We start from the raw sequence: 22,833 nt of genomic DNA on the forward strand, positions 1-22,833 counted from the left end.
ATAAAGGATACAATGAATGTACCAGTTTTCCTATGCGGAGATAATGGAGGACGACGTCACCGACGCGAAAGATCGCGAGCGGCAGGCCTTGTCCAAATCTTTGGAATTACTGGACGCCGCGCAAAAAGACTCTGGGCAATACCGTCTGACGGTCGAAGCGCTCTATTACACTCGACGGGTTTGGGTGAGGTTCATAGAAGATCTCAAACACCCGGAGAACCAGTTGCCGAATGAACTTCGTGCCAATCTGATCTCCATCGCAATCTGGATTTTGAAGGAATGCGAGCGGATCAGAAAGAGGGAATCGAGCAACTTCCAAGGCATAATTGACGTAACAACCATCATCAGGGATGGACTTAAATGAAAAGTACTCTGCGCATTTCGCTCAAATCCGGCGAGAAAATCTTTATTAACGGGGCGGTGTTGCGTGTTGACCGCAAGGTTGCACTCGAATTCCTGAATGATGTTACCTTCCTTCTCGAGAACCATGTTCTCCAGCCAGAGCAGGCGACAACTCCACTGCGTCAGCTCTACTTCATCGCCCAGATGATGCTCATCAACCCGGAAGGCCGTGAACAGTCCACGACCATGTTCCGCAAGTCGGTGACGATGCTGCTGTCATGCTTCCAGAACGACGAAATTCTGGCCGAGCTGAAGCGTATTGATGCGCTGGTTGCAACGGGCAAGGCGTTTGATGCTCTCAAGGCTATCCGTTCCATGTATGCGACTGAAGAGCAGATCTTGAGCAACCAGGAAATGACGCCAGCGACTATCGAACATATTCGCAAGGAGATTGCACCATGGCGGTAGATATTGTCGGCTCCACAGCTGCATCAAACCCTTGGGCAAATGCAGGTTCCGACACCTCGGCAAGCGACAAGGCGTCGCTGAATTATGACAGTTTTCTGAAGCTCCTCATCGCACAGATGAAGAATCAGGATCCGACAGAACCGATGGATGCCAGCCAGCAGATGTCTCAGCTGGCAAGCTTCTCGCAGGTCGAGCAGTCGATCAAGACGAATACGCACCTCAAGAGCATGCTGCAGGCTGAAGCCCTGACGCGCTCGACAGATCTTATCGGCAAACATATCACCAGCGCCGATGACAAGACCTCGGGTATCGTCAAGGAAGTCGAAATCTATTCCGACGGCATTATCGCCATCACGGAAGAGGGCAAGGGCATCCTGCTGCAGGTTGGCGTGAAATTCGGTGAGAAAAGTGGGACTTCCACATCGGACACCACAGATTCCACCTCGGATTCGAGCAGCGAATCTGATACCTAAGGTCAACAATTGTTGTTCTGAGGTTTTGCAATGAACGAGGCGGATGCGCTTGATATCATGCGGGCAGCCGTTTGGACCATTCTGGTCGCATCCGGTCCTTGCGTCATTGCGGGCATGGTGGTGGGGGTAACGATTGCCTTCATTCAGGCCCTTACCCAGGTCCAGGAAATGACCCTGACCTTCGTTCCTAAAATCGTTGCTATCATGGTGACGATTGGAATTGCGGCGCCTTTTATTGGCGCCCAGATTTCCCTTTTTACAAATCTCGTCTTTTCTCGGGTGCAAACCGGGTTCTGAATTTTGTTGCAGGAATGCGCGGTTACCATTTTCGCGCAAGCTTCGGTCGCTAGTGATGGTGTGAAACCATGCGGCGGCCCTTATCGGTCGCCCCTTCTCATGAAGAGACAGGACGTTATCGATGGCGCAACCACCTGCAATATCAATACCGAAGGTCACTCCCAGCACGCGTGATGTTGGATTTGCCCTTGGTATCGTTGCAATTCTTTGCATTCTCTTTTTGCCGATCCCGGTTATTCTGGTGGATATGGGGCTGGCGTTTTCCATTGCGCTGTCCGTTCTGATCCTGATGGTATCCCTGTGGATCCAACGCCCTCTCGACTTCTCGTCGTTTCCGACAATCCTGCTGATTGCGACCATGGTGCGCTTGGCACTGAACGTGGCCACGACGCGTGTTATTCTCTCGCATGGTCACCAGGGACATGACGCCGCTGGTAGCGTGATTGCAGGCTTTTCCAGCCTCATCATGTCCGGCGACTTCGTTATCGGTCTGATCGTCTTCCTTATCCTGATCACAGTGAACTTTATCGTTATCACCAAGGGTGCGACGCGTATCGCGGAAGTGGGCGCGCGCTTCACCCTCGACGCGATCCCGGGCAAGCAGATGTCGATCGACGCTGACCTCTCTGCCGGTATTATCGATGAAAAGGAAGCTCAGCTTCGCCGCAAAGAGCTTGAAGCTGAAAGCTCGTTCTTCGGCTCCATGGATGGTGCGTCCAAATTCGTGCGTGGTGACGCCGTCGCCGGCCTCATCATCACCGCCATCAATATCTTCGGCGGCATCATCATCGGTTATTTCCGTCACGGCATGGAAATCGGCGAAGCTGCTGACGTTTTCGTAAAGCTGTCGGTTGGTGACGGTATCGTTACCCAGATCCCGGCTCTTATCGTATCTCTGGCTGCTGGTCTTCTCGTGTCGCGTGGCGGTATGTCCGGCACCACCGATAAAACAGTTGTCGATCAGTTGAGCGCCTACCCGCGTGCGCTGTTCGTTGCATCCCTTCTGATGGGACTGCTTGCTGTTATGCCTGGCCTGCCTTTCCTGCCTTTTATGGCGCTCTGTGGCGTCATGGCCTTCGGTGCCTGGTACATTCCAAAGCAGGTCGAGGCGATGAACCTCGTGCGCCGCGAAGAGGAAGAAAAGAAGGTTATCCAGAGTAAGGAAGCCGAGAAGGACTCCGTCAAGCTGGTGCTTAAAACCGCAGAAATCGAACTTGCCCTTGGCAAGCAGGTTTCGACACGCTTGCTGGGTGCCCATCAGGAGCTGGCGTTCCGCGTTGGCAAGATGCGCAAGAAATTCGCCAGCCAGTATGGTTTTGTGGTGCCCGAGATCAAGGTGTCCGACGACATCATGATCCCCGAAAAATCGTACCAAATTCGTATTCATGGAACGACGATTGCCTCCAGCTCACTGCGTGTCGGCGACGTTCTTGTCGTGACCGGTTCCGGCCGCAAGCCAACCATTCCAGGCGACGACATTCGCGAACCGGCTTTTGGCATGCCGGCTGTCTCTATCCTCGAAGCGTTTGCTGACGACCTGCGTCGCGAAGGTTTCCACCCGATTGATAACGTCTCGGTGGTTCTGACCCACCTGAGCGAAGTCATTCGCAACAACCTGCCGCAGCTTCTTTCCTATAAGGACGTGAAGGTGCTGATCGATCGTCTTGATCCGGAATACAAGAAGCTAGCAGATGAAATCTGCTCCTCGCACATGTCCTATTCCGGCCTTCAGGCTGTTCTCAAGCTGCTGTTGGCTGAGCGTGTGTCCATTCGTAACTTGCACCTCATTCTAGAAGCCGTTGCAGAACTTGCACCGCATGTTCGCAAGACGGAACAGATCGTTGAGCATGTTCGTATCCGCATTGCCCAGCAGCTCTGTGGTGACCTTGCCGACAACGGCGTCCTGCGTGTTCTCCGCCTTGGCAACAAATGGGACATGATTTTCCATCAGGCACTGAAGCGTGATGGAAAGGGCGAAATTGTCGAATTCGACATCGATCCGCGCCATCTGGAAGAGTTCAGTGAGCAGGCATCGAAAGTTATCCGTGAATTCATGGACAGGGGCCTACCTTTTGTTCTTGTCACGTCGCCTGAAACACGGTCCTATGTGCGCATGATTATCGAGCGACTCTTCGCCACCTTGCCTGTGCTGTCGCATGTTGAACTGGCCAAGGGGCTTGAGATCAAAATTCTAGGCGCTATTTCATGATAACCGACCCGCAAGGGACAATATTGGCATTGTTCCTTGCATTTTGCCGCATCGGTGGTTGCTTCATGACCATGCCGGGCTTCTCAAGTGCCCGGCTCAACATGACGATCAGACTGCTTTTGTCCGCTGCGGTATCCATGGCTTTGACGCCGATCCTGTGGGATTCAGTCTATCCCAAAGTATCGGGCGCGACACCCGGCGCCATCGTTGCGCTGATCTTTTCAGAAACCATTATTGGCGCCGTCTACGGCATGATTGCCAGACTATATGTCCTCGGCTTGCAATTTACCGGCGCTATTGTCGGTAACGCCATCGGCTTCAACGCGCCGGGCGGTGCGGACGTTCTGGAAGATAGCCAGGAAAGTCAGTTGACCAACATGATCGTCTTTGGTGGCCTGCTGATGCTGTTCATCTTCGACTTTCATCATGTGGTTCTGAAAGCGGTTATCGATTCCTACAGCTCAACGCCCGTCGGTTTTGTGCTGGATTCGCAAAAAACACTGATCACCATGACCGATACCTTACGCGCGACCACCAATGTCATGTTGCGTCTGGCAAGCCCGTTTTTGATCTATGGACTGATGTTCAACGTCGCGGTTGGTTTGATCAACAAGCTGGCGCCGCAGGTTCCTGTCTACTTCATTTCCACCCCCTATTTGCTGATGGGTGGTCTGTTCATGCTTTATCTTTCCATCGCAGCGCTGATTCGACAGTTCGCGGATGGGTTCGGACCGATATTCTTCGGTTACTGAATGATGTGTTCGGCAAGTGGTCTTCGTAAAGGCCCGCCGTGAAGGAGAAGCGCCATGGCGCAGGATAAACGCTCCCGCAAGCTCAAACGGCTTGTCACAGTTCAACGCCATATGGAAAAAATGGCGGAAGTGACGCTTGCCGATACCACCCGCCAGCGTGCGGAAGTGACAGATTCCATGGACAGTATTCTCGGCGCCTTAAGCTCTATGGACCCGGTGCATCACCAGTTCTCAAAAATGTATTCGGAACGTTTCGGGCGTCTTACCGTCAAGGACCGGCAGTTGGCCGGCGCGCAGCAATTGCAGGAAATGGCTGTTCTCAAAGAGAAAACCAAAGGCGACCGCCTGCAGGACAAAATGTACGAAGCGCGTGATGATGAAGATCGCGAAACCGATGACAATGCAATTTATGATCTATTGGAAATCATGAATGCGACACCAGCACCAGCCTCCAGCAAGGTTCGCGATACATAGTCGTCGCCACATCATACATCGCCCTTTAGTGGTGGTGAATATTCGTGATTGATGAAATGCAGATGTGGTGGGTCAAAACCTGCTGCATTCCTTTCAGGAGGTAATTGCGTGGCGATATCGATTGTTAGCGACCTTGTCATGGACGTTGTCCGTGCAGCCGATCCAACGGACGTGCAGGTTGCGCAGGATAAGCTCAAGGCAAACAAGGCGGCGTTTGCAGCATCCAGCCTTGCGGATGCGGGTAAGGGGTTCGATGCCGCTGTCGGCGTTTTGAACGATGCCGCATCCAAAGCCGGATTGGGAGACACCAATCTGCGCGCTGAGCGTAAAGAAATTCCGGAAACCTTCCGTCAGTTTGAAGCATCCGTGCTGCGGACGTTCATCGGCTCCATGCTCCCGCAGGAGAGCGAGGAAGTCTATGGCAAGGGTAACGCTGGCGAAATCTGGAAAGGTATGCTGGCCGAGCAGTTGGCCAACAGTATGACTGAGAACGGCGGCATCGGTATTGCTGAGCAGGTCTACAAGGACACGCTGCGCAAGGCTGAAAGCCAGGGCTTCGAAAGTGTCTCCTCCGTCGAAGACAAGGATAACAATGCGGCCCTGCGTATGGTTGCAGAGTTCGAACGCAAGATTCTCGGTGTATCCAGTGACATGAACGACGAGGCTAGAAATGTATAATCATAACGGAACAGAAGTCATGGAAGCAGTGTCGAACGATCATCGTATTCAGTCGGTTCTCGGACGTCTGGAAACGATCATTGATAATGAAAACGAAAAAATTGGCAAAGACCCGAAATTCGATCTGAAGGTCTCCAACGCGCACAAAAGCCGTTGCCTGTATGAACTGACCATGCTGTTCCGTGATACACCGCATGAAGAAATTGCCGCCGGTTACATCAACCAGGTTCGCGGCATCAAGGAAAAGCTGGCAACGAATGCCCGCCGCGTTGAGGCACATCTCAATGCCGTGCGTGCGGTTGCCGACCTGCTGAAAAACGCCATCCGCGAGGCTGACACCGACGGCACTTACTCGCAGGAACAATTTCTTTACGGCGCTACCTGATGTTAAAACTTCTCCTTACCGGCGTATGGGTTTGCGCAATCACGCTCGGCGCAGTGTATTTTTCCGTGCAGATGGCAATGCCACCGGCGCCGGTCAGCGAGGAGGAGGCCCGCAAGGCGTCGCTGGCTTTGGTCAAGGGAGAGCAGATTACAGTCCCTGTCATCAGTGAAGGGGCTGTAAATGGTTATTTCCTCACGCTGATATCGTTGAATGTCGACAAGGCAAAGGTCAACCTGATCGAAGGACCAAAAACAGAACTGATGACCGACGAGTTGATCACGCTTTTGGCTGGTTCCAACATGATCAACATTGCCAATGTTTCGACCTTTGATGCGGATGAGTTCAAGAAACGCATTCGCGAAGGGCTAAACAAGAAGCTCGGTGATGATGTCGTGCAGGAAGTACTGATCGAAAAACTCGATTATCTTTCCAAGGCAGACATTCGCGCCCAGCAGGGTGGTGGTGAACCGCACTCTGTCAAAATCGTTGAAGGTGAAAAGGTCGATGCGGCTCCCGCAGCCGAAGCAGCACCCTCACATTAAGTCAGGAAAGTTCGTCCTGACACCAATCAAAGGGCCGCTATTGCGGCCCTTGTTGTTCGTGCATTTTTGAAATGATTAATATTCTCTTAAAAAAATGCTTCATATTCGAAAACGCTATTTGAAAGTAAATTCAATTCTGTCAAATAATATGCCTGAACAGCGAAGATGCTGTTTAAGAGGAACTGCTAGCGCAGGACGGGTGTGGGTGTGAGTAAGTTTTCTGGATTTTCTTTTTCTGCATTTGAATCACCCGAAAAAACGACGCCTCTGGCGCATCGCGTTGACGTAAACCGTGCACGCAATATGCAAGCCGGCAAGACCTCGCAGGTTCACTATTCCCCTGACCGGGAACCGGTACCGGAGGTGTTTTCGCGCCTTGGGTTTGAATGGCTTTATCGCATCATTCGCCATTGAAACGCGCCGCCGGAAACCGATCCGGGATTTTGCGCCGACAACCGCCCATATTGGCCTTTGTTAACTGTTTATTTGCCTTGTTGATTTAGGTTTCATTAATATTACGGGGGCTCCAGCCAGTTCCGACCCGGAATATTGAGGTGGCTTGACGTGGCAGATCACGCGCAAAATATTGAACATTCGCATTTGTCGGATCGATCTGGTGTGCCAGCACAAATGCGCGGTGAAGCAAGTGTCGTGGCGCGGTCCTCGACGGGTTGGTTGAGCGCCGTTTTCAAGAAAAACCCTTATCGATTCGCAGTCAGCTGCACTGTACTTTTTACGCTGGCTGGTGTCGCACTTGGCCTGGTGGTTACGCCGTCATCTGAGCCCGAAAAGCTGACGCAGATCCGTATCCAGTTCAATATCGCTTCAACACAGCAGTCTGATTCCAAGACATTGATGACGGTGGCACAAAATGCCGTCCTGTCCGATGAGGGAAGGGCCGAGCTCGCACAACAGATCATCAATGATGGCCTGGTCCTGACATCCGCTCATGAGGCGACATGGTGGGGCCTGTTTGGTGAAGTGGTGCTCGGCAAGGTGCCAACGCCATCGGATCCTGTTCTGCGGGCCAGACATGATATGCGCGGACGTATTTCTCTGTCGCAAGCTACTGATGGCAGTGCAATTTTTGTAACGACCTACGCCGAGACATCGGGTGCAAGCGCGCGGTTTGCGCAACATGCCGCCAACCGCATCGTAACTCATATCAATGCCAGCGCGACTGGTTCTGTTCAGGGACATAACGACAGCAACCGTGCACTGTTTGAAAACGCGGAAGCGGCCGTTACCGGTTTTCAGGTCCGGCATGGCAACGACGCCATGGCAAAGATGGAAGCTGCGACACAGAATCTGGCGCTTGTGTCAGGCTCAGTGGCTGACCTGGAATCCCGTCTGGCGGACGTGACCCACAAGCTGTCAAATCTGACGCTGTTGCAGGGCGACAAGGCGCTGGCCCGTGAAATTCCAGATGATACGACGTTTCTTCCGCTCCAGGATGCTGTTCGGCAATATGTCGCCGCGTCCAAAGCGCTCGCTCAACTGTCTGTGCAATATGGCCCGAAACATCCGCACGTCATTGCGGCAACGCAGACCCAGCAGGAAACAAAGGCAAATGCTGCCCGTGCATTGAAAAACATCACCAGCGAGCTGAAACAGCAGGAGCAGGCGGCCAAGACAGAGCTTGCACAAGCCAGAAACAGACAGCGGGCGCTTGAACAGGAATTGGCGGTTTTTGGCGATGCACCTGCGGAGCTAAAAAAGCTGGAAGCAGAGCTGTCGCAAGCCCGTGAGACCTATTTCAACGGATTGACTGATAGTGACCCCAAATCGACACAGGCCTCTGCTCCATTTGCTGTCGCAAACGCACCGCTTGCGGTCAATATTCCGGCTGGTTTCCGCCAGATGATTTCAATGGCGGTGATTGGTGGTGGCTGCGGTCTTGGCCTTGGCGTTTTGACACTTGTTGCCTTGTACATCCGTTTCCGCAAGCGCGAGGCGTCAATACCTAGACACGAGTCCGCCAACGGTCCAAACATTGGCTTTTATACGGATACGCCGCAGCCGGATGCCATTTTCCCGCAGCCGGAAAGCGATGACGCTCTGGATTATGCTGAAGAGGACTTTGCAACCCCTGAAACGGCTGGTGCCTATGATCTGGCCTACGACATCGCAGCGAATGACATTCCGCTCGATCAACGTGTCCGCGAAGTGTTGATGCGCAGAAGTATCAAGGCATCACCACAAGACATCGCTGATCTGCCGCCTGTGCTGGCAGCTGCCATGCAGGGCGATTTTGAAGTGCAGTTCTACAACAAACCGGCTTTCAGCCAGCCAGTCTATCACGAGCCTGATGAAGTGGTGGAGGTCCGCCGCGACATCGCCGCCCTCCGTCAACGTTTGCACGATTACGCGAACCGCAGGGCGGTATCCTGAGCCTGAGATTATTGTCGCTTCTGTCGCAGCCTTTTTTGCTTGCAATCGATATCATTCAGCAGCATTAGGGGCGAAACTCACCCGGCTACCCGGTGTGATAGGGTAAGCCGTGCCGGTGTTCTGCTGGCAGGCTGTTATTGGAGGCAGACGCATGGTTCAGGTTATTGACGGCAAAGCGAAAGCGGTATCGGTAACGGAGGCAGTTCGTGTTGCTGCTGAGACGCTGGAAAAGACCGCTGGCGTAAAGCCGGGCCTAGCCGTCATCATCGTTGGCGACGATCCCGCCAGCCATGCCTATGTTGGTTCCAAGAGCAGAATGGCCAAGCAGTGCGGTTTTAACTCCGTGCAGCACACATTGCCGCTGGAAACCGGACAGGCTGAGCTTGAGGCACTGGTCGCATCCTTGAATGACGACCCTTCTATCCACGGGATCCTCGTGCAGTTGCCGCTTCCAAAACACCTTGATTCCGAGCCGGTCATTCAGATGATCCTGCCGGAAAAGGATGTCGACGGCTTGAGCGTCGTCAATGCAGGTAAGCTCGCCACTGGTGATCTGGCTTCGGGCCTGATCTCCTGCACACCGGCTGGCGCCATGCTTCTGGTCAAGGATATCAATGGCGAAGACCTGTCAGGTTTGAATGCCGTTGTCATTGGCCGTTCCAATCTGTTTGGAAAACCGATGGGACAACTTTTGCTGAACGCAAACGCGACTGTCACCATGGCACATTCACGCACCAAGGATCTTGCGGCCGTGTGCCGTAACGCAGATATTCTGGTGGCCGCCGTTGGTCGTCCGCAAATGGTCAAGGCTGATTGGGTCAAAGCTGGCGCAACGGTGATCGATGTCGGTATCAACCGGATTGACGCGCCGGAAAAAGGCGAGGGCAAAACCCGCTTGGTCGGCGATGTTGCGTTTGAAGAAGCAAGTCAGGTTGCTGGTGCAATTACGCCAGTTCCCGGCGGCGTTGGCCCGATGACAATTGCCATGCTGATGGCAAACACAGTGATCACCGCCTACAGAAAATGCGGAAAGGCTGCGCCGACATTCTAACGCGCTTTGACTTAAGCGTAGAAGCACGCTGCAACCGTTGACAAATGCAGCGTGCCTGAACCGCCGGATTAGACCGGGGCAGGTCCGGTAGATGCGCGCACCACAAGCTCTGCTTTCCACAGCTCCTGCACAGGCTCCACCTCATCAAACGAAATGCGATTGATCAGTCGTTGCGCCACCCGGATGCCGGCAGCGCGCAACGATGAACGGGTCGTGGTCAGCGGCACGGAAAAATTATGCGGCTTCAGTAGCGGCAAAACATCGTCATGAGCGATCAGAGACACGTCCTTGCCGGGCTTCAATCCCCGCTGGTTGAGGGAGCGAATGGCACCGAGCGCCAGTGTGGTACTGGCACAGAGAATGGCGGTCGGTGGGTTTTTCTGCGAAAGCAGCTCTTCCATATTGAGAAAACCGATCTCGTCCGTCATGGCACTGTGCCGCAGACAGTCGGCACGCAGCGCGAGGCCATATTCGGTCAATGCCTTTTCGACACCGGCCTTACGTCGGTAGGTGAAATCTAGACCTTCCGGGCCGTTCAGCAGGCCAATCCGGTTGTGACCAAGCTGCAAAAGCAATTTGGTGGCATCGTAAAAGGCGCCTTCATTGTCGACATCGAGAAACGGGTAGTCGGCATCTGCACCAAACGAGCGCCCATGTACCATGAACGGGATGTTGAACGATTTGAGAAGCGCGATGCGCGGATCCCGCTCCCGCATATAGGCAAGATAAATTCCGTCGACATTGCCGCTGCCGGCTAGCCAGCGCAAAGCGTCTTCCTCGTTGCTGGGATCTGCAGGCATGATCAGCATGTGAAAGGAGTGCCGGGCAGCCTCTTCACCGAGACCGCTTAGAAACTCGCCAAAATGCATGTCGGACTGATGCGCAGGGGCAGTCGGCATGACCAGACCGATCGAGCCGGTCTTGCCTGTTGCCAGTCGACGTGCTGTCAGGTTGGGGCGGTAACCGGTATCCTTGGCTGCTTGCAGCACGCGCTGGCGTGTTTCGGCATTGACTTCAGGGTAACCGTTCAAGGCGCGGCTAATTGTCGTTTGGGACAGACCGAGCAACTGGGACAATTGCTTCAGGTTCATCTTTGTTCCTCCTCCGCACGCTTCCAAAATTTCGCGAGACGAGCCAACGTCTCAAAAATTCAGCTCCAAAGCGCTTTGAATTGTGTAACGCCAGATTCCATTTTGCTCAATGGAAAATACAGCTCAAAACTGCAATTTCGTTGCAAAACCTATTGAAGCAAGATAACTGCAACGTTACAGTTAGATAAGGCACTTGACTCCTCTTGTTTGTGCGGGGAATTAATAGCGTCCAAAGCGCTTTGAAGTGTTTGTATAGGTTTAAATCTTTATGTGATGGGAGGTAAGTCACATGCTTAAGACATTCCTGGCAACAACAGCAGCCATGGCCATTTTCATGAACTCCGCGATGGCTGCGGATTTGAAATTCGCCCCTGGCGAAGATGCAAAATTCAACTGGAAAAGCTACGAAGATTTCAAAACAGCGCATGCCGATCTCAAGGGCCAGACCCTGACAATTTTCGGACCATGGCGCGGCGAAGATGAAGCCCTGTTCCAGACGGTCCTGGCATATTTCGCCGATGCGACCGGAATTAACGTAAAATATTCTTCTTCTGAAAATTACGAACAGCAGATCGTTATCGATACGCAGGCTGGCTCTCCTCCCAATATCGCAATTCTGCCGCAACCGGGTCTGCTGGCTGATCTCGCCGCCAAGGGCCTGCTCGTGCCACTTGGTGATGACGTCGCATCCTGGGTCAAGGACAACTACGGCGCAGGTGAATCCTGGGTGAACTACGGCACCTATAATGGCAAGGACGGCAAGCCTGCCTATTTCGCATTCCCGTTCAAGGCTGATGTGAAGTCGCTGGTATGGTTCGTGCCGGAGAATTTCGAAGAAGCCGGTTATGAAGTGCCTGAGAGCATGGAAGACCTGCTGGCTCTGTCCGACAAGATTATTGCCGATGGCGGTACGCCATGGTGCATTGGTTTGGGTTCAGGTGGTGCAACCGGCTGGCCAGCCACCGACTGGGTGGAAGACCTGATGCTGCGCCTGCACAGCCCGGAAACCTATGACAAGTGGGTCAAGAACGAAATCAAGTTCAATGATCCGGCTGTGGTTGCCGCTATCGACGAATTCGGCAAATTTGCCAAGAATGAAAAATATGTCAGCGGTGGTATCGCGGCCGTTGCTTCGACCGACTTCCGTGACAGTCCGAAGGGTCTGTTTGACATTCCGCCGAAGTGCTACCTACACCATCAGGCATCCTTCATTCCTTCCTTCTTCCCTGAGGGCACGAAGGTCGGAACTGATGTCGATTTCTTCTACATGCCAACTTATGCCGCAAAGCCTGAGCTTGGAAAACCGGTTCTCGGCGCAGGTACGCTGGTGACAGTGACCAAGGAATCGCCAACTGCAAAGGCATTTGTCGAGTTCCTGAAGACGCCAATCGCACACGAAGTATGGATGGCGCAGTCCAGCTTTCTCACGCCTTTCAAGGGTGTGAACACCGATGCCTACGGCAATGAACAGATGAAGAAGCAGGGTGAAATTCTCACCTCCGCAACGACATTCCGCTTTGACGGTTCTGACCTGATGCCGGGCAAGATCGGTGCTGGCGCATTCTGGACCGGTATGGTGGACTTCGTCGGCGGTAAGTCTGCCGAAACTGTTGCGACTGATATCCAGAAGGCCTGGGACGGCCTGAAGTAATCATTTCCTGCCCCGCCCGGCAACATCGTTGCCGGGCGGTTGTTTCTAAAGCTTTTCGTTCTCGTGATCGGCAAAAGGTCGGACGACCGGGAATAAGGGAGGGGAATGTGATCGCTCAGATCGTTTCGGCAATCGGCGTCATGATTGTCGGTGTATTTGCTTGTGCCGCCTATTATTGGCTTTCCGACAAATTTTTGCAGGTTCTGTTCCCTGTAAGCGCAAAAAATGTCATCGACGCCTCTCGCAATCTCAATCGAAGAGCCGCTGTGCGTCCATGGCTATTCGTCGGGCCAGCGCTTATCCTGCTGTTGGTCTATCTCGTCTATCCTGTCATCGCGACGTTCTTTCTGTCTTTTTATGACCGGACGGGCGTGAATTTTGTCGGCCTGGCGAATTACCGTTGGGCGTTTTTTGATGCCGGTTTCCGGCAGTCGATTTTTAACAACATCCTCTGGCTTGCCGTTGTGCCGGCTGCCTGCACCTTCTTCGGGCTGGTTATCGCCGTGATGACCGATCGGATCTGGTGGGGCAATATTGCCAAGAGCATTGTGTTCATGCCGATGGCGATTTCCTTCGTGGGCGCCTCGGTTATCTGGAAATTCATTTATGAATATCGCGGCGAGGGGCAAACCCAGATCGGTCTTCTGAATGCTGTTGTCGCCTTTTTCGGCGGCAATCCGGAAGTGTGGATCTCCATGCCGTTTTGGAACAATTTTTTCCTGATGGTCATCCTGATCTGGATCCAGACCGGTTTTGCCATGGTCATTCTGTCAGCAGCACTGCGTGGTATTCCCGAAGAAACTGTTGAAGCTGCTGTGATTGATGGTGCCAATGGCTGGCAGATTTTCTGGAAAATTCTGGTGCCGCAAATCTGGGGCACAATTGCGGTTGTGTGGACAACGATTACCATTCTCGTTCTCAAGGTTTTCGACATCGTGCTGACCATGACCAACGGCCAGTGGAATACAATGGTTCTGGCGAACCTGATGTTTGACTGGATGTTCCGCGGCGGCGGCGACAGCGGCCGAAGTGCCGTTATAGCTCTGGTCATTATGGCAGCAGTGACCCCGATCATGATCTGGAACATTCGCCAGGCCAACAAGGAAATGGAGGGTCGCTGATATGGATATTGTAAAACGTATTCGCCGTGTCGGCCTTCCACGACTGATCGTTCATGCCAGTGTGCTGTTGATCGTCATTCTGTGGTTGCTGCCAACACTCGGCATCCTCGTCAGCTCGCTACGTGACAAGGATCAGATCACCGTCTCCGGTTGGTGGACGTCTTTTGCCAGTTCAACGCAAACGGAAGCGGTGCGCTTGGCTGATCCATCAACGCAACGGCAGGAGGGTGACAAGTTCATCATCTCCGGCTCGGTGTTCGAGAATGGCAAGGGTGGTCAGGTCTCCGCATTTGGTGTGCGCGTTCAAGAACCTGCTGCCTATCCGGCCGGTGAAATTGTGGATCTTGGGGATGGCGAAAACCTTCTGCTAGAGAAGGACGGCGCTTATGAGTACAGCAAGAACGCGAGCTTTGAGGGTTCTCGCGGCAAGCGTATCTACATATCCGTTCTGTCTCCGCCGGTCTTCACTTTCGACAACTACCGCACAGTGCTGTTTTCTGAAGGCATAGGACAATCCTTCGTCAACTCGCTCACGGTGACAATCCCCGCGACGATCATCCCGATCCTCATTGCCGCCTTTGCCGCTTATGCCCTGTCTTGGATGCGCTTTTCCGGCCGTTCCCTGATGATTGCCATGGTGGTCGGCCTGATTGTGGTACCGTTGCAGATGTCGCTTATTCCGTTGTTGCGGCTTTACAACGAGATCGGCAACATCTTCGGCGTACCATCCAAAACCTATGCCGGCATCTGGTTGGCGCATACGGCATTCGGCCTGCCGCTCGCCATCTATCTGCTGCGCAACTACATCTCCGGTCTGCCCAAGGAAATCATTGAATCGGCGCGTGTTGACGGTGCCAGCGATTTCGAGATTTTCGTCAAGATCATCCTGCCGTTGTCATTTCCGGCATTGGCATCCTTTGCAATCTTCCAGTTCCTGTGGACATGGAATGACCTGCTTGTCGCCATGGTCTTCCTTGGCACCCAGAAAGATCAGCTGGTGTTGACCGGCAGCCTTAATGCGTTGCTTGGTTCACGCGGTGGTAACTGGGAAATTCTTACCGCATCGGCATTCGTCACCATCATCGTGCCGCTTTGCGTTTTCTTCGCCCTTCAACGTTATCTCGTACGCGGCCTGCTGGCCGGCTCCGTCAAGGGAGGCTGATATTTCATGAATGCTTATACCAAGGATACTGCAATGACGTCTTCGGTTACATCCGCTCTCAAGTCTGACAAGGATTGGTGGCGCGGTGCTGTCATCTACCAGATCTATCCGCGATCGTTCCAGGACTCCAACGGCGACGGCATCGGCGACCTGAAAGGCATTACCGATCGCCTCGAACATATTGCCCGCCTCGGCGCTGACGCGATCTGGATTTCGCCGTTCTTCACCTCGCCGATGAAAGATTTCGGTTATGACGTGTCGAACTATGTCGACGTCGATCCGATGTTTGGCACGCTGGCCGATTTCGATGGTCTGATCGCCGAAGCCCACCGACTGGGCGTGCGGGTCATGATCGATCTGGTGATGTCACATACCTCAGACCAGCATCCGTGGTTTGTCGAAAGCCGCTCCAGCCGTGATAACCCGAAGGCGGATTGGTATGTGTGGTCGGATGGAAAGCCGGATGGCACGCCGCCCAACAACTGGCTGTCGATTTTCGGTGGTCCGGGCTGGCAGTGGGACCCGACCCGCATGCAATATTACATGCACAACTTCCTGACCTCGCAGCCAGACCTCAACCTGCATAACCCGCAGGTGCAGGACGAGTTGTTGAATGCCACCCGTTTCTGGTTGAAACGTGGCGTGGACGGTTTCCGTCTCGACACCATCAACTTCTACTTCCACGACTTGGAACTACGCGACAACCCGGCTCTTGCACTAGAGCGCCGCAATGCTTCGACTGCGCCGGCCGTTAACCCGTATAATTTCCAGGAACATCTCTACGACAAGAACCGCCCGGAGAACCTGGAATTCCTCAAGCGCTTCCGCGCCGTGTTGGACGAGTTCCCGGATATTGCCGCCGTCGGTGAAGTCGGCGACAGTCAGCGTGGTCTGGAAATTGTCGGGGAATATACCTCCGGCGATGACAAGATGCAGATGTGCTACGCCTTCGAATTCCTGGCTCCAGATGCGCTCACCCCGCAGCGCGTGGCAGATGTTCAGGCAGCCTTTGCGACGGCCGCGCCTGAAGGCTGGGCGTGCTGGGCATTTTCAAACCACGACGTCGTCCGTCACGTCAGCCGCTGGGGTGCAGATGTGGCCGACAAGGATGCCTATGCCAAGGTGCTGTCAGCCCTTCTGTTGACGCAGCGCGGTTCGGTTTGCATTTACGAAGGTGAGGAGCTTGGACTGACCGAAGCCGATATCGCCTTCGAAGACCTGCAGGACCCATACGGCATTCAGTTCTGGCCGGAATTCAAGGGTCGTGACGGCTGCCGCACACCAATGGTTTGGGATGCCGGTCATGCACAGGCAGGTTTCAGCACCTCTGATAAGACCTGGCTGCCTATTCCTGCCGAGCACAAGGCCCGTGCCGTCAGCACGCAGGTAGGCAACGACGCCTCGGTTCTGGAGCATTATCGTCGCTTCCTGTCGTTCCGCAAGCAGCACCCGTCTTTCGCCAAGGGCGGAATCGAGTTTCTGCCGGTCAGCGACAGCGTCGTTGGTTACACCCGCTCCAAGGGCAACGAAACCATCGTCTGCTTCTTCAACCTGTCTCCGGCAGCTGCCACGGCCGCACTGCCTGACGGCAACTGGGAAGTTCTGGAAGGCCATGGCTTTGAAAGCAGTCTGAACGGACGCAATATTGAATTGCCTGCATGGGGCGCATTTTTTGCGCGTTATGCCTGAGAAAACGGGGAGGGTAGAATGGCGGGTCTGACACTTAAAGACATTCGCAAGTCCTATGGGCAGGTAAAGGTTCTGCATGGTATCGATCTCGATATCAAACAGGGCGAATTCATCGTATTCGTCGGTCCTTCCGGTTGCGGAAAATCGACCTTGTTGCGCATGATTGCCGGGCTTGAGGACATCACTGGCGGAGAGATGTTTATCGATGGCCAACTGGTCAACGACATCCCTCCGTCCCGTCGTGGCATTGCCATGGTGTTCCAGTCTTATGCGCTTTATCCACACATGACAGTGTATGATAACATGGCGTTCGGCATGAAGATCGCCAAGGAAAGCCGGCAGGAGATTGACCGGAGGGTGAGGGCCGCTGCAGACATCCTGCAGCTGACCCAGTATCTGGAACGCCTGCCAAAGGCGCTGTCTGGTGGCCAGCGTCAACGCGTCGCAATTGGTCGCGCCATCTGCCGTAACCCGAAGGTTTTCCTGTTTGACGAGCCGCTTTCCAACCTCGATGCAGCGCTGCGTGTTGCAACGCGTATCGAGATTGCCAAGCTCAACGAACAGATGCCCGACACCACGATGATCTATGTGACGCATGATCAGGTGGAAGCCATGACGCTTGCGGACCGTATCGTTGTTCTGAATGCCGGGCGTGTGGAGCAGGTCGGGGCACCGCTTGATCTCTATGAACGCCCCGCCAACTTGTTTGTCGCCCAGTTCATCGGCTCTCCAGCCATGAACATCCTGCCAGTCAAGATAACCGCTACTGGTCCGGAAACTGCGCTCGAACTCAACGGCAACCAGAACCTGCGCATTGCCGTAGAGACGCCGCAAAGTGAGGTTGGTAAACCGGCAAGTTTTGGTGTTCGCCCCGAGGATCTTTACATTGCCAAGGACGGTGAAGATTACCTGTTTGAAGGGAAGGTTTCCATTGTCGAAGCCTTGGGCGAGGTCACGCTTCTCTATATCGACAGTGGCGTTGTTCAGGAGCCGGTCATCGCAAAAATCCCCGGCATCGCGAATGTCCAGAAAGGTCAGACGTTGAAGTTTAATGCGATGAGAGAAAAACTGCATCTCTTTGACGCGAACGGGGCGACTTATCGCAAATAGAATGAATTTATAAACCTTCTGCTAACCTTCAAATTGCGTAATTTGCGGTTTGAAGGTTAGTTTCTGGAAGCGAAAGGTGAGGCAAATTCAAGTGTTTGATGGGTGCGGAGTGCTTGAAAATCAAGCCATTTTCGGCCGGTTACACTGCATTTACCGAAGTGTTTCATATCGAAACGCGCAAACAAACTTTTAAAGATTCTGATCTTAATATGAACCCATAAATTCAGTGGGGAAATATTGTGAACGCCCGTCCTAATATTCAAAAAAGCAGTTACTTCAGCAGGGAAGAATCTTTCATGTATGACCGCGAGGGGCGGTTTAAGATGGAAGATACGATGAACGCGGCGCGCATCGAATATACTGAAAAAGCAGTCATGAATATGGCTTCCCGTCGTTGTGATGTTATCAAGATTTCACAGTCGGAAGCCGTTCTTGCTCTTTTGACACAGTATAACCTGCCGCAGCAATTTTATCTCGATATCCCTGACGCCCGTATCAGCAAGATTGGTTGCGTGTTGATGCGGGTCCACGCCAACAACACCATGCAGGTACGTTTCCTCCGTCTGTTGACTCAGAAGGAACTGGACCGGATTTTTGTGTTCAGCACACATCCGGCGCATCGCGATAGGACCCTTGATCTTCGTTCCTGGTAGTCTGGAGCATGTCCATCGTCTGGATATGAAAAAGCCGCGTTGTCACCAACGCGGCTTTTTATATTTAGGGAAACTGGTTCAGTTGAACAGAACGCTGGCGCCCTGGTCTGCCGGTCCGGCATTCCGGCGGAATGTCGCAAACAACTCGCGGCCCATGCCCCATTCATTGCCAGACAGGTCCACCGTGGCCGGTTCGCGGCGAGCAAGTTCTGCCGCACTCACCAGAATCTCCAGCGTGCCGGTGACTGCATCCAGGCGCAGGATGTCGCCATCGCGGACACGCGAGATCGGACCGCAGTCAACGGCCTCGGGTGTCACGTGAATGGCGGCTGGCACTTTGCCTGATGCACCAGACATACGACCATCAGTCACCAGCGCCACCTTGAAGCCACGGTCCTGCAACACACCCAATGGCGGTGTCAGGCGGTGCAGTTCGGGCATGCCGTTGGCTTTTGGTCCCTGGAAGCGCACGACAGCGATAAAGTCGCGGTTGAGCTTGCCGTCCTTGAAGGCGTCGTGAAGTTCCTGCTGATCGTTGAACACCACAGCCGGTGCCTCGATAACATGACGCTCGGGCTTGACGGCAGAAATCTTGATCACGGCCTTGCCGAGATTGCCGGTCAGCATTTTCAGGCCGCCCGTGGGCTGGAACGGTGTTTCGATGCTGGCAAGAACCTTGGGATCATGACTGACCTCAGGGGAAGCTTCACGAATGACGGAGCCGTTTTCACCAAGTTTTGCGTCAACCGTGTAGGCTTCAAGACCCTGGCCGAACACCGTGCGCACGTCATCATGCAGGAAACCATGCTTGAGAAGCTGCTTGATGAGGAAGCCCATGCCGCCTGCAGCGTGGAAATGGTTCACATCGGCAAGGCCGTTCGGATAGACGCGAGCCAGCAGCGGCACAGCGTCGGAAAGATCAGAAATGTCTTGCCACGTCAGGACAATGCCTGCAGCGCGCGCCATGGCGATAAGGTGCAGGGTGTGGTTGGTCGAACCGCCAGTGGAGTGGAGACCGACGATGCCGTTGACGATAGAGCGTTCATCGATCATTTCGCCCGCTGGGGTAAATTCATTGCCCTGTGCGGTAATCGCCAGTGCGCGCTTCGTCGCTTCACGCGTCAATGCATCGCGCAGTTCGGTGCCGGGATTGATGAAGGAAGAACCGGGCATATGGAAGCCCATGATTTCCATCAGCATCTGGTTCGAATTGGCTGTGCCGTAGAAGGTGCAGGTGCCAGGACCGTGATAGGACTTAGATTCCGCATCGAGCAGTTCGGCGCGACCGACCTTGCCTTCAGCGTAAAGCTGGCGAATACGGGACTTCTCGTCATTCGGCAGGCCTGTTGTCATGGGACCGGCAGGAATGAAGATCGAGGGCAGATGACCGAAGGTCAAAGCGGCGATCACCAGACCGGGTACGATCTTGTCGCAGACGCCGAGATAGACGGCAGCGTCAAACATATTGTGCGACAGGCCGATGCCGGCAGTCATGGCAATGGCATCACGCGAAAACAGCGACAGTTCCATGCCCGGCTGCCCCTGAGTAACACCGTCACACATGGCTGGAACCGCTCCGGCAACCTGCGCTATGCCGCCAGCTTCCTTTGCCGCATCACGAATGATGTTCGGGTAGATCTCATAGGGCTGATGCGCCGAGAGCATGTCATTATATGCAGTGATGATGCCGAGGTTTGGAACCTTGTCGCCGGCAAGGATGTCCTTGTCGGCGGGGGAACAGACCGCAAATCCATGCGCCAGATTACCACATGAGAGAACAGAGCGGTGAACACCCTTTGAAACCTGAAGCCTAAGTCGCTCCAGATAGGTTTCACGGAAAGGTTTGGAGCGTTCAACGATACGGTCTGTGATTGCCTGAATACGGGAATCGGCGGCCATGGGCGTTCATCCTGTCTGTTGGTGACCATCGGCCTCCGCTTGGGACGGACAGGCCGATGTTCATGTTGTTGTCAGTCTTGGGGTAAACCCGGTTTCTGGCCGGTCACGATCCGGCCGGAAAAATCAGGGTGCCCAATAGATATTTACGGGCGAATCTGCCCTGTTCAGCACGGCCCGAATGGGCATTTCGTCCTCGTCCAGATCGGCCTTCGCTTTTTCAAGCGTTTCCTTCTTGGCAGCACCTTCAATGTGCAGAACAAGGAAGCGGGCATCGTGCAGGCTGGACAGATTGAAGGTCAATCTTTCTTCGCCTGCGGTTTCCGCCGCCATTGTCAGAACACTGCGCGGTTCATCGAGGTCGAGTGCTTCTTCGAGATTGTCTCCACCGGGAAAAAACGAAGCGGTGTGCCCGTCGGTTCCCATGCCGAGAATAACCACGTCGAACGGATCGCAGAACGGTTCCGTTTTTACTGTGGCAAGGGTCGCAGCATCTTCCGGTGTTGCGGCCGCCTGATAAAGCGGAATGAAATATGCGGACTTTGCGTTATTCTGCAGCAGATTGTCGGCAACCAGCTTGTGGTTGGACCGGTCACTATCTGCGGCAACAAAACGCTCATCGACCAGCGTCACATTGACCTTGCTCCATTCCAGATCGTGCTTGGACAGCGCCTGAAAAAACAGCTTTGGCGTAGAGCCGCCGGAAACGGCGATACTGGCCGTTTCCTTCTCGGCGATCGCTGCCTTGAGGCGTTCGGCAACGTCGGCGGCCAGCTTTTCAGCAAGCGCCGGGCCGTTTTCGAAAACATGCATCTGTGCGTCCATAAGCATATCTCCTTAGTCGGCGTCGTGCCAGGTGCGGCCGTCGCGCTCGATAAGAGCAATCGCACCGCTTGGACCCCATGTGCCAGCCGTGTAACCCTGCACGCCCTGTCCAATGTCTTCCCAGCTTTTCAGAATAGGATCGACCCACTCCCATGCGGCTTCGACTTCGTCGCGGCGCATGAACAGGGTCTGGTTGGAGCGGATGGTGTCCATCAGCAAGCGCTCGTAAGCGTCCGGGCTGCGCACGCTGAAGGCTTCTGCAAAGCTCATATCCAGCGAAACCTGACGCAGACGCATGCCACCTGGACCTGGATCCTTGATGAGCAGGGACTGCTTCACGCCTTCGTCCGGTTGCAGGCGGATGACCAGCTTGTTGGCTTCGATCTTCCCGGCTGCGTCGTCAAAGATCGAGTGCGGGATCTGCTTGAAGGTAACGACGATTTCCGAAACGCGCGTGGCAAGACGCTTGCCGGTGCGGATGTAGAAAGGAACGCCAGCCCAACGCCAGTTGCCGATTTCAGCCTTGATGGCAACGAAAGTTTCCGTGTTGGAAACGCCACCTTCAAGCTCGTCCAGGTAACCCTTGACCGGGCCACCGGCAGATGCGCCGGCACGGTACTGGCCGCGAACGGTGGCCTTTTCGACATTCGAGCTGTCGATTGGTCTCAGCGAACGCAGGACTTTCAGCTTTTCGTCACGGACGGCTTCGGCATCGAGTGAAGATGGAGGTTCCATCGCAACAAGGCAAAGAAGCTGCAGGATATGGTTCTGCACCATATCGCGCATCGCGCCAGCCTTGTCGTAATAACCTGCGCGACCTTCAAGGCCGACAGCTTCCGCAACGGTGATCTGTACGTGGTCGATATGCGCGGAATTCCACAGCGGCTCGTAGAGAGCGTTGGCAAAACGCAGCGCCATTAGGTTCTGAACGGTCTCTTTGCCCAGATAATGGTCGATACGGAAAATCTGCTCTTCCTTGAAGACATGACCGATCGTGTCGTTCAGGTCGAGAGCGGATGCGAGATCACGGCCGATCGGCTTTTCGACAACGATACGTGTCGACTTGGTAATCAGCTTGTGTTCGCGGATCTTGTCGGCGATGTCGCCAAAAATGCCCGGTGCAACGGCGAGGTAAAATGCGCGAACGCGTTCCTTACCTTCTTCCAGCAGCTTCTTGAGCGCATCCCAGCCATTGTTGGACTTCGCATCGACTGGCACGTAGAAAAGGCGTTCGCAGAATTTTGTGACCTGCGCTTCGTCATATTCACCCGACTTCAGATGCTCTTTCAGAGCATCCTTGGCAAATTTGCGATATTCTTCATGTGTCATGACCGAACGTGACGCGCCGATAATACGGGTCGGGTCCGTGAGTTGGTTCTCTACCTGACGATGATAAAGCGCAGGCAGAAGCTTGCGCTCTGCCAGGTCGCCTGTGCCGCCGAAAACGACGCAATCAAAGGGGTCAACAGGAATAATTTGACTGCTCATACCGATTCTCTCGATCTTCACGGGTTGGGGGCATTGATAATCTAATCGATTTAAAAACGCCAGAGTTTGTTGTCGGGAATTATTA

23 protein-coding genes are annotated in these 22,833 nt (G+C 54.1%); 19 read left to right on the top strand and 4 right to left on the bottom strand.

The window, feature by feature from the left end; all coding sequences use genetic code 11:
- Positions 1 to 16: 16 nt before the first annotated feature.
- From flaF to folD, 13 genes are all read left to right on the top strand, one after another.
- The gene (flaF, locus tag IB237_RS02480) at positions 17 to 364 is read left to right on the top strand and encodes a flagellar biosynthesis regulator FlaF (protein WP_192487017.1); all 348 of its coding nucleotides are present in this window, start codon (positions 17 to 19) and stop codon (positions 362 to 364) included.
- A complete protein-coding gene (flbT, locus tag IB237_RS02485) occupies positions 361 to 810 on the top strand; it encodes a flagellar biosynthesis repressor FlbT (RefSeq protein WP_192487018.1) in 450 nt (149 codons plus the stop codon). The genes flaF and flbT overlap by 4 nt, the downstream gene beginning before the upstream one ends.
- The gene (gene flgD / locus IB237_RS02490; RefSeq protein WP_192487019.1) at positions 801 to 1,283 is read left to right on the top strand and encodes a flagellar hook assembly protein FlgD; all 483 of its coding nucleotides are present in this window, start codon (positions 801 to 803) and stop codon (positions 1,281 to 1,283) included. Before flbT ends, flgD begins: the two co-directional genes overlap by 10 nt.
- 30 nt (positions 1,284 to 1,313) lie before the next feature.
- On the top strand, positions 1,314 to 1,580 hold the full coding sequence (fliQ, locus tag IB237_RS02495) for a flagellar biosynthesis protein FliQ (RefSeq protein ID WP_192487020.1): 267 nt from the start codon (positions 1,314 to 1,316) through the stop codon (positions 1,578 to 1,580).
- A gap of 121 nt (positions 1,581 to 1,701) precedes the next feature.
- Positions 1,702 to 3,789, top strand: a complete 2,088-nt coding sequence (flhA, locus tag IB237_RS02500; RefSeq protein WP_192487021.1) for a flagellar biosynthesis protein FlhA — start codon at positions 1,702 to 1,704, stop codon at positions 3,787 to 3,789.
- Positions 3,786 to 4,541, top strand: coding sequence for a flagellar biosynthetic protein FliR (locus IB237_RS02505; protein ID WP_192487022.1), 756 nt, complete (start codon positions 3,786 to 3,788; stop codon positions 4,539 to 4,541). The genes flhA and IB237_RS02505 overlap by 4 nt, the downstream gene beginning before the upstream one ends.
- 54 nt (positions 4,542 to 4,595) lie before the next feature.
- Complete coding sequence (locus IB237_RS02510) at positions 4,596 to 5,015, top strand: hypothetical protein (RefSeq protein ID WP_192487023.1); 420 nt, start codon at positions 4,596 to 4,598, stop codon at positions 5,013 to 5,015.
- A 108-nt stretch (positions 5,016 to 5,123) separates the two neighbouring features.
- Complete coding sequence (locus tag IB237_RS02515) at positions 5,124 to 5,693, top strand: rod-binding protein (RefSeq protein WP_192487024.1); 570 nt, start codon at positions 5,124 to 5,126, stop codon at positions 5,691 to 5,693.
- Between the two features lie 19 nt (positions 5,694 to 5,712).
- The gene (locus tag IB237_RS02520) at positions 5,713 to 6,078 is read left to right on the top strand and encodes a hypothetical protein (protein WP_192487838.1); all 366 of its coding nucleotides are present in this window, start codon (positions 5,713 to 5,715) and stop codon (positions 6,076 to 6,078) included.
- Entirely contained in the window at positions 6,078 to 6,620 is a 543-nt protein-coding gene (locus IB237_RS02525) for a hypothetical protein (protein ID WP_192487025.1), read from the top strand. Before IB237_RS02520 ends, IB237_RS02525 begins: the two co-directional genes overlap by 1 nt.
- A gap of 207 nt (positions 6,621 to 6,827) precedes the next feature.
- Positions 6,828 to 7,034, top strand: coding sequence for a hypothetical protein (locus tag IB237_RS02530; RefSeq protein WP_192487026.1), 207 nt, complete (start codon positions 6,828 to 6,830; stop codon positions 7,032 to 7,034).
- A gap of 186 nt (positions 7,035 to 7,220) precedes the next feature.
- Positions 7,221 to 9,011, top strand: coding sequence for a hypothetical protein (locus tag IB237_RS02535; RefSeq protein WP_192487027.1), 1,791 nt, complete (start codon positions 7,221 to 7,223; stop codon positions 9,009 to 9,011).
- Positions 9,012 to 9,162: 151 nt separating this feature from the next.
- On the top strand, positions 9,163 to 10,062 hold the full coding sequence (folD, locus tag IB237_RS02540) for a bifunctional methylenetetrahydrofolate dehydrogenase/methenyltetrahydrofolate cyclohydrolase FolD (RefSeq protein ID WP_192487028.1): 900 nt from the start codon (positions 9,163 to 9,165) through the stop codon (positions 10,060 to 10,062).
- 68 nt (positions 10,063 to 10,130) lie between these two features.
- Here folD and IB237_RS02545 read toward each other — a convergent pair whose 3' ends face one another.
- On the bottom strand, positions 10,131 to 11,153 hold the full coding sequence (locus tag IB237_RS02545; protein WP_192487029.1) for a LacI family DNA-binding transcriptional regulator: 1,023 nt from the start codon (positions 11,151 to 11,153) through the stop codon (positions 10,131 to 10,133).
- A gap of 289 nt (positions 11,154 to 11,442) precedes the next feature.
- Between IB237_RS02545 and IB237_RS02550 the strand changes: the two genes are divergently transcribed.
- The 6 genes from IB237_RS02550 to IB237_RS02575 all read left to right on the top strand — a co-directional run bounded on the left by IB237_RS02550 (position 11,443) and on the right by IB237_RS02575 (position 18,539).
- A complete protein-coding gene (locus tag IB237_RS02550; RefSeq protein WP_192487030.1) occupies positions 11,443 to 12,804 on the top strand; it encodes an ABC transporter substrate-binding protein in 1,362 nt (453 codons plus the stop codon).
- 107 nt (positions 12,805 to 12,911) lie between these two features.
- Positions 12,912 to 13,925 carry a carbohydrate ABC transporter permease gene (locus IB237_RS02555; protein WP_192487031.1) on the top strand — a complete coding sequence of 338 codons (1,014 nt, stop codon included), beginning with the start codon at positions 12,912 to 12,914 and terminating at the stop codon, positions 13,923 to 13,925.
- Between the two features lies 1 nt (position 13,926).
- Positions 13,927 to 15,087: a carbohydrate ABC transporter permease gene (locus IB237_RS02560; RefSeq protein ID WP_192487032.1), complete on the top strand. Its 1,161-nt coding sequence runs from the start codon at positions 13,927 to 13,929 to the stop codon at positions 15,085 to 15,087.
- 33 nt (positions 15,088 to 15,120) lie between these two features.
- The gene (locus IB237_RS02565) at positions 15,121 to 16,776 is read left to right on the top strand and encodes an alpha-glucosidase family protein (RefSeq protein WP_192487033.1); all 1,656 of its coding nucleotides are present in this window, start codon (positions 15,121 to 15,123) and stop codon (positions 16,774 to 16,776) included.
- 18 nt (positions 16,777 to 16,794) lie between these two features.
- Positions 16,795 to 17,886: an ABC transporter ATP-binding protein gene (locus tag IB237_RS02570; protein ID WP_192487034.1), complete on the top strand. Its 1,092-nt coding sequence runs from the start codon at positions 16,795 to 16,797 to the stop codon at positions 17,884 to 17,886.
- Between the two features lie 296 nt (positions 17,887 to 18,182).
- Complete coding sequence (locus tag IB237_RS02575; protein ID WP_192487035.1) at positions 18,183 to 18,539, top strand: hypothetical protein; 357 nt, start codon at positions 18,183 to 18,185, stop codon at positions 18,537 to 18,539.
- 78 nt (positions 18,540 to 18,617) lie between these two features.
- On the opposite strand, the gene edd is transcribed toward IB237_RS02575, so the two are convergent.
- The 3 genes from edd to zwf form a co-directional block, all read right to left on the bottom strand.
- Positions 18,618 to 20,438 (bottom strand): phosphogluconate dehydratase, encoded by a 1,821-nt coding sequence (gene edd, locus IB237_RS02580; RefSeq protein ID WP_192487036.1) that lies wholly within the window; start codon positions 20,436 to 20,438, stop codon positions 18,618 to 18,620.
- A gap of 123 nt (positions 20,439 to 20,561) precedes the next feature.
- A complete protein-coding gene (pgl, locus tag IB237_RS02585; RefSeq protein ID WP_192487037.1) occupies positions 20,562 to 21,260 on the bottom strand; it encodes a 6-phosphogluconolactonase in 699 nt (232 codons plus the stop codon).
- A gap of 12 nt (positions 21,261 to 21,272) precedes the next feature.
- The gene (gene zwf / locus IB237_RS02590) at positions 21,273 to 22,748 is read right to left on the bottom strand and encodes a glucose-6-phosphate dehydrogenase (RefSeq protein WP_192487038.1); all 1,476 of its coding nucleotides are present in this window, start codon (positions 22,746 to 22,748) and stop codon (positions 21,273 to 21,275) included.
- Positions 22,749 to 22,833: the final 85 nt, after the last annotated feature.

Source organism: Agrobacterium sp. AGB01 (assembly GCF_014851585.1).
Lineage (GTDB): Bacteria > Pseudomonadota > Alphaproteobacteria > Rhizobiales > Rhizobiaceae > Agrobacterium.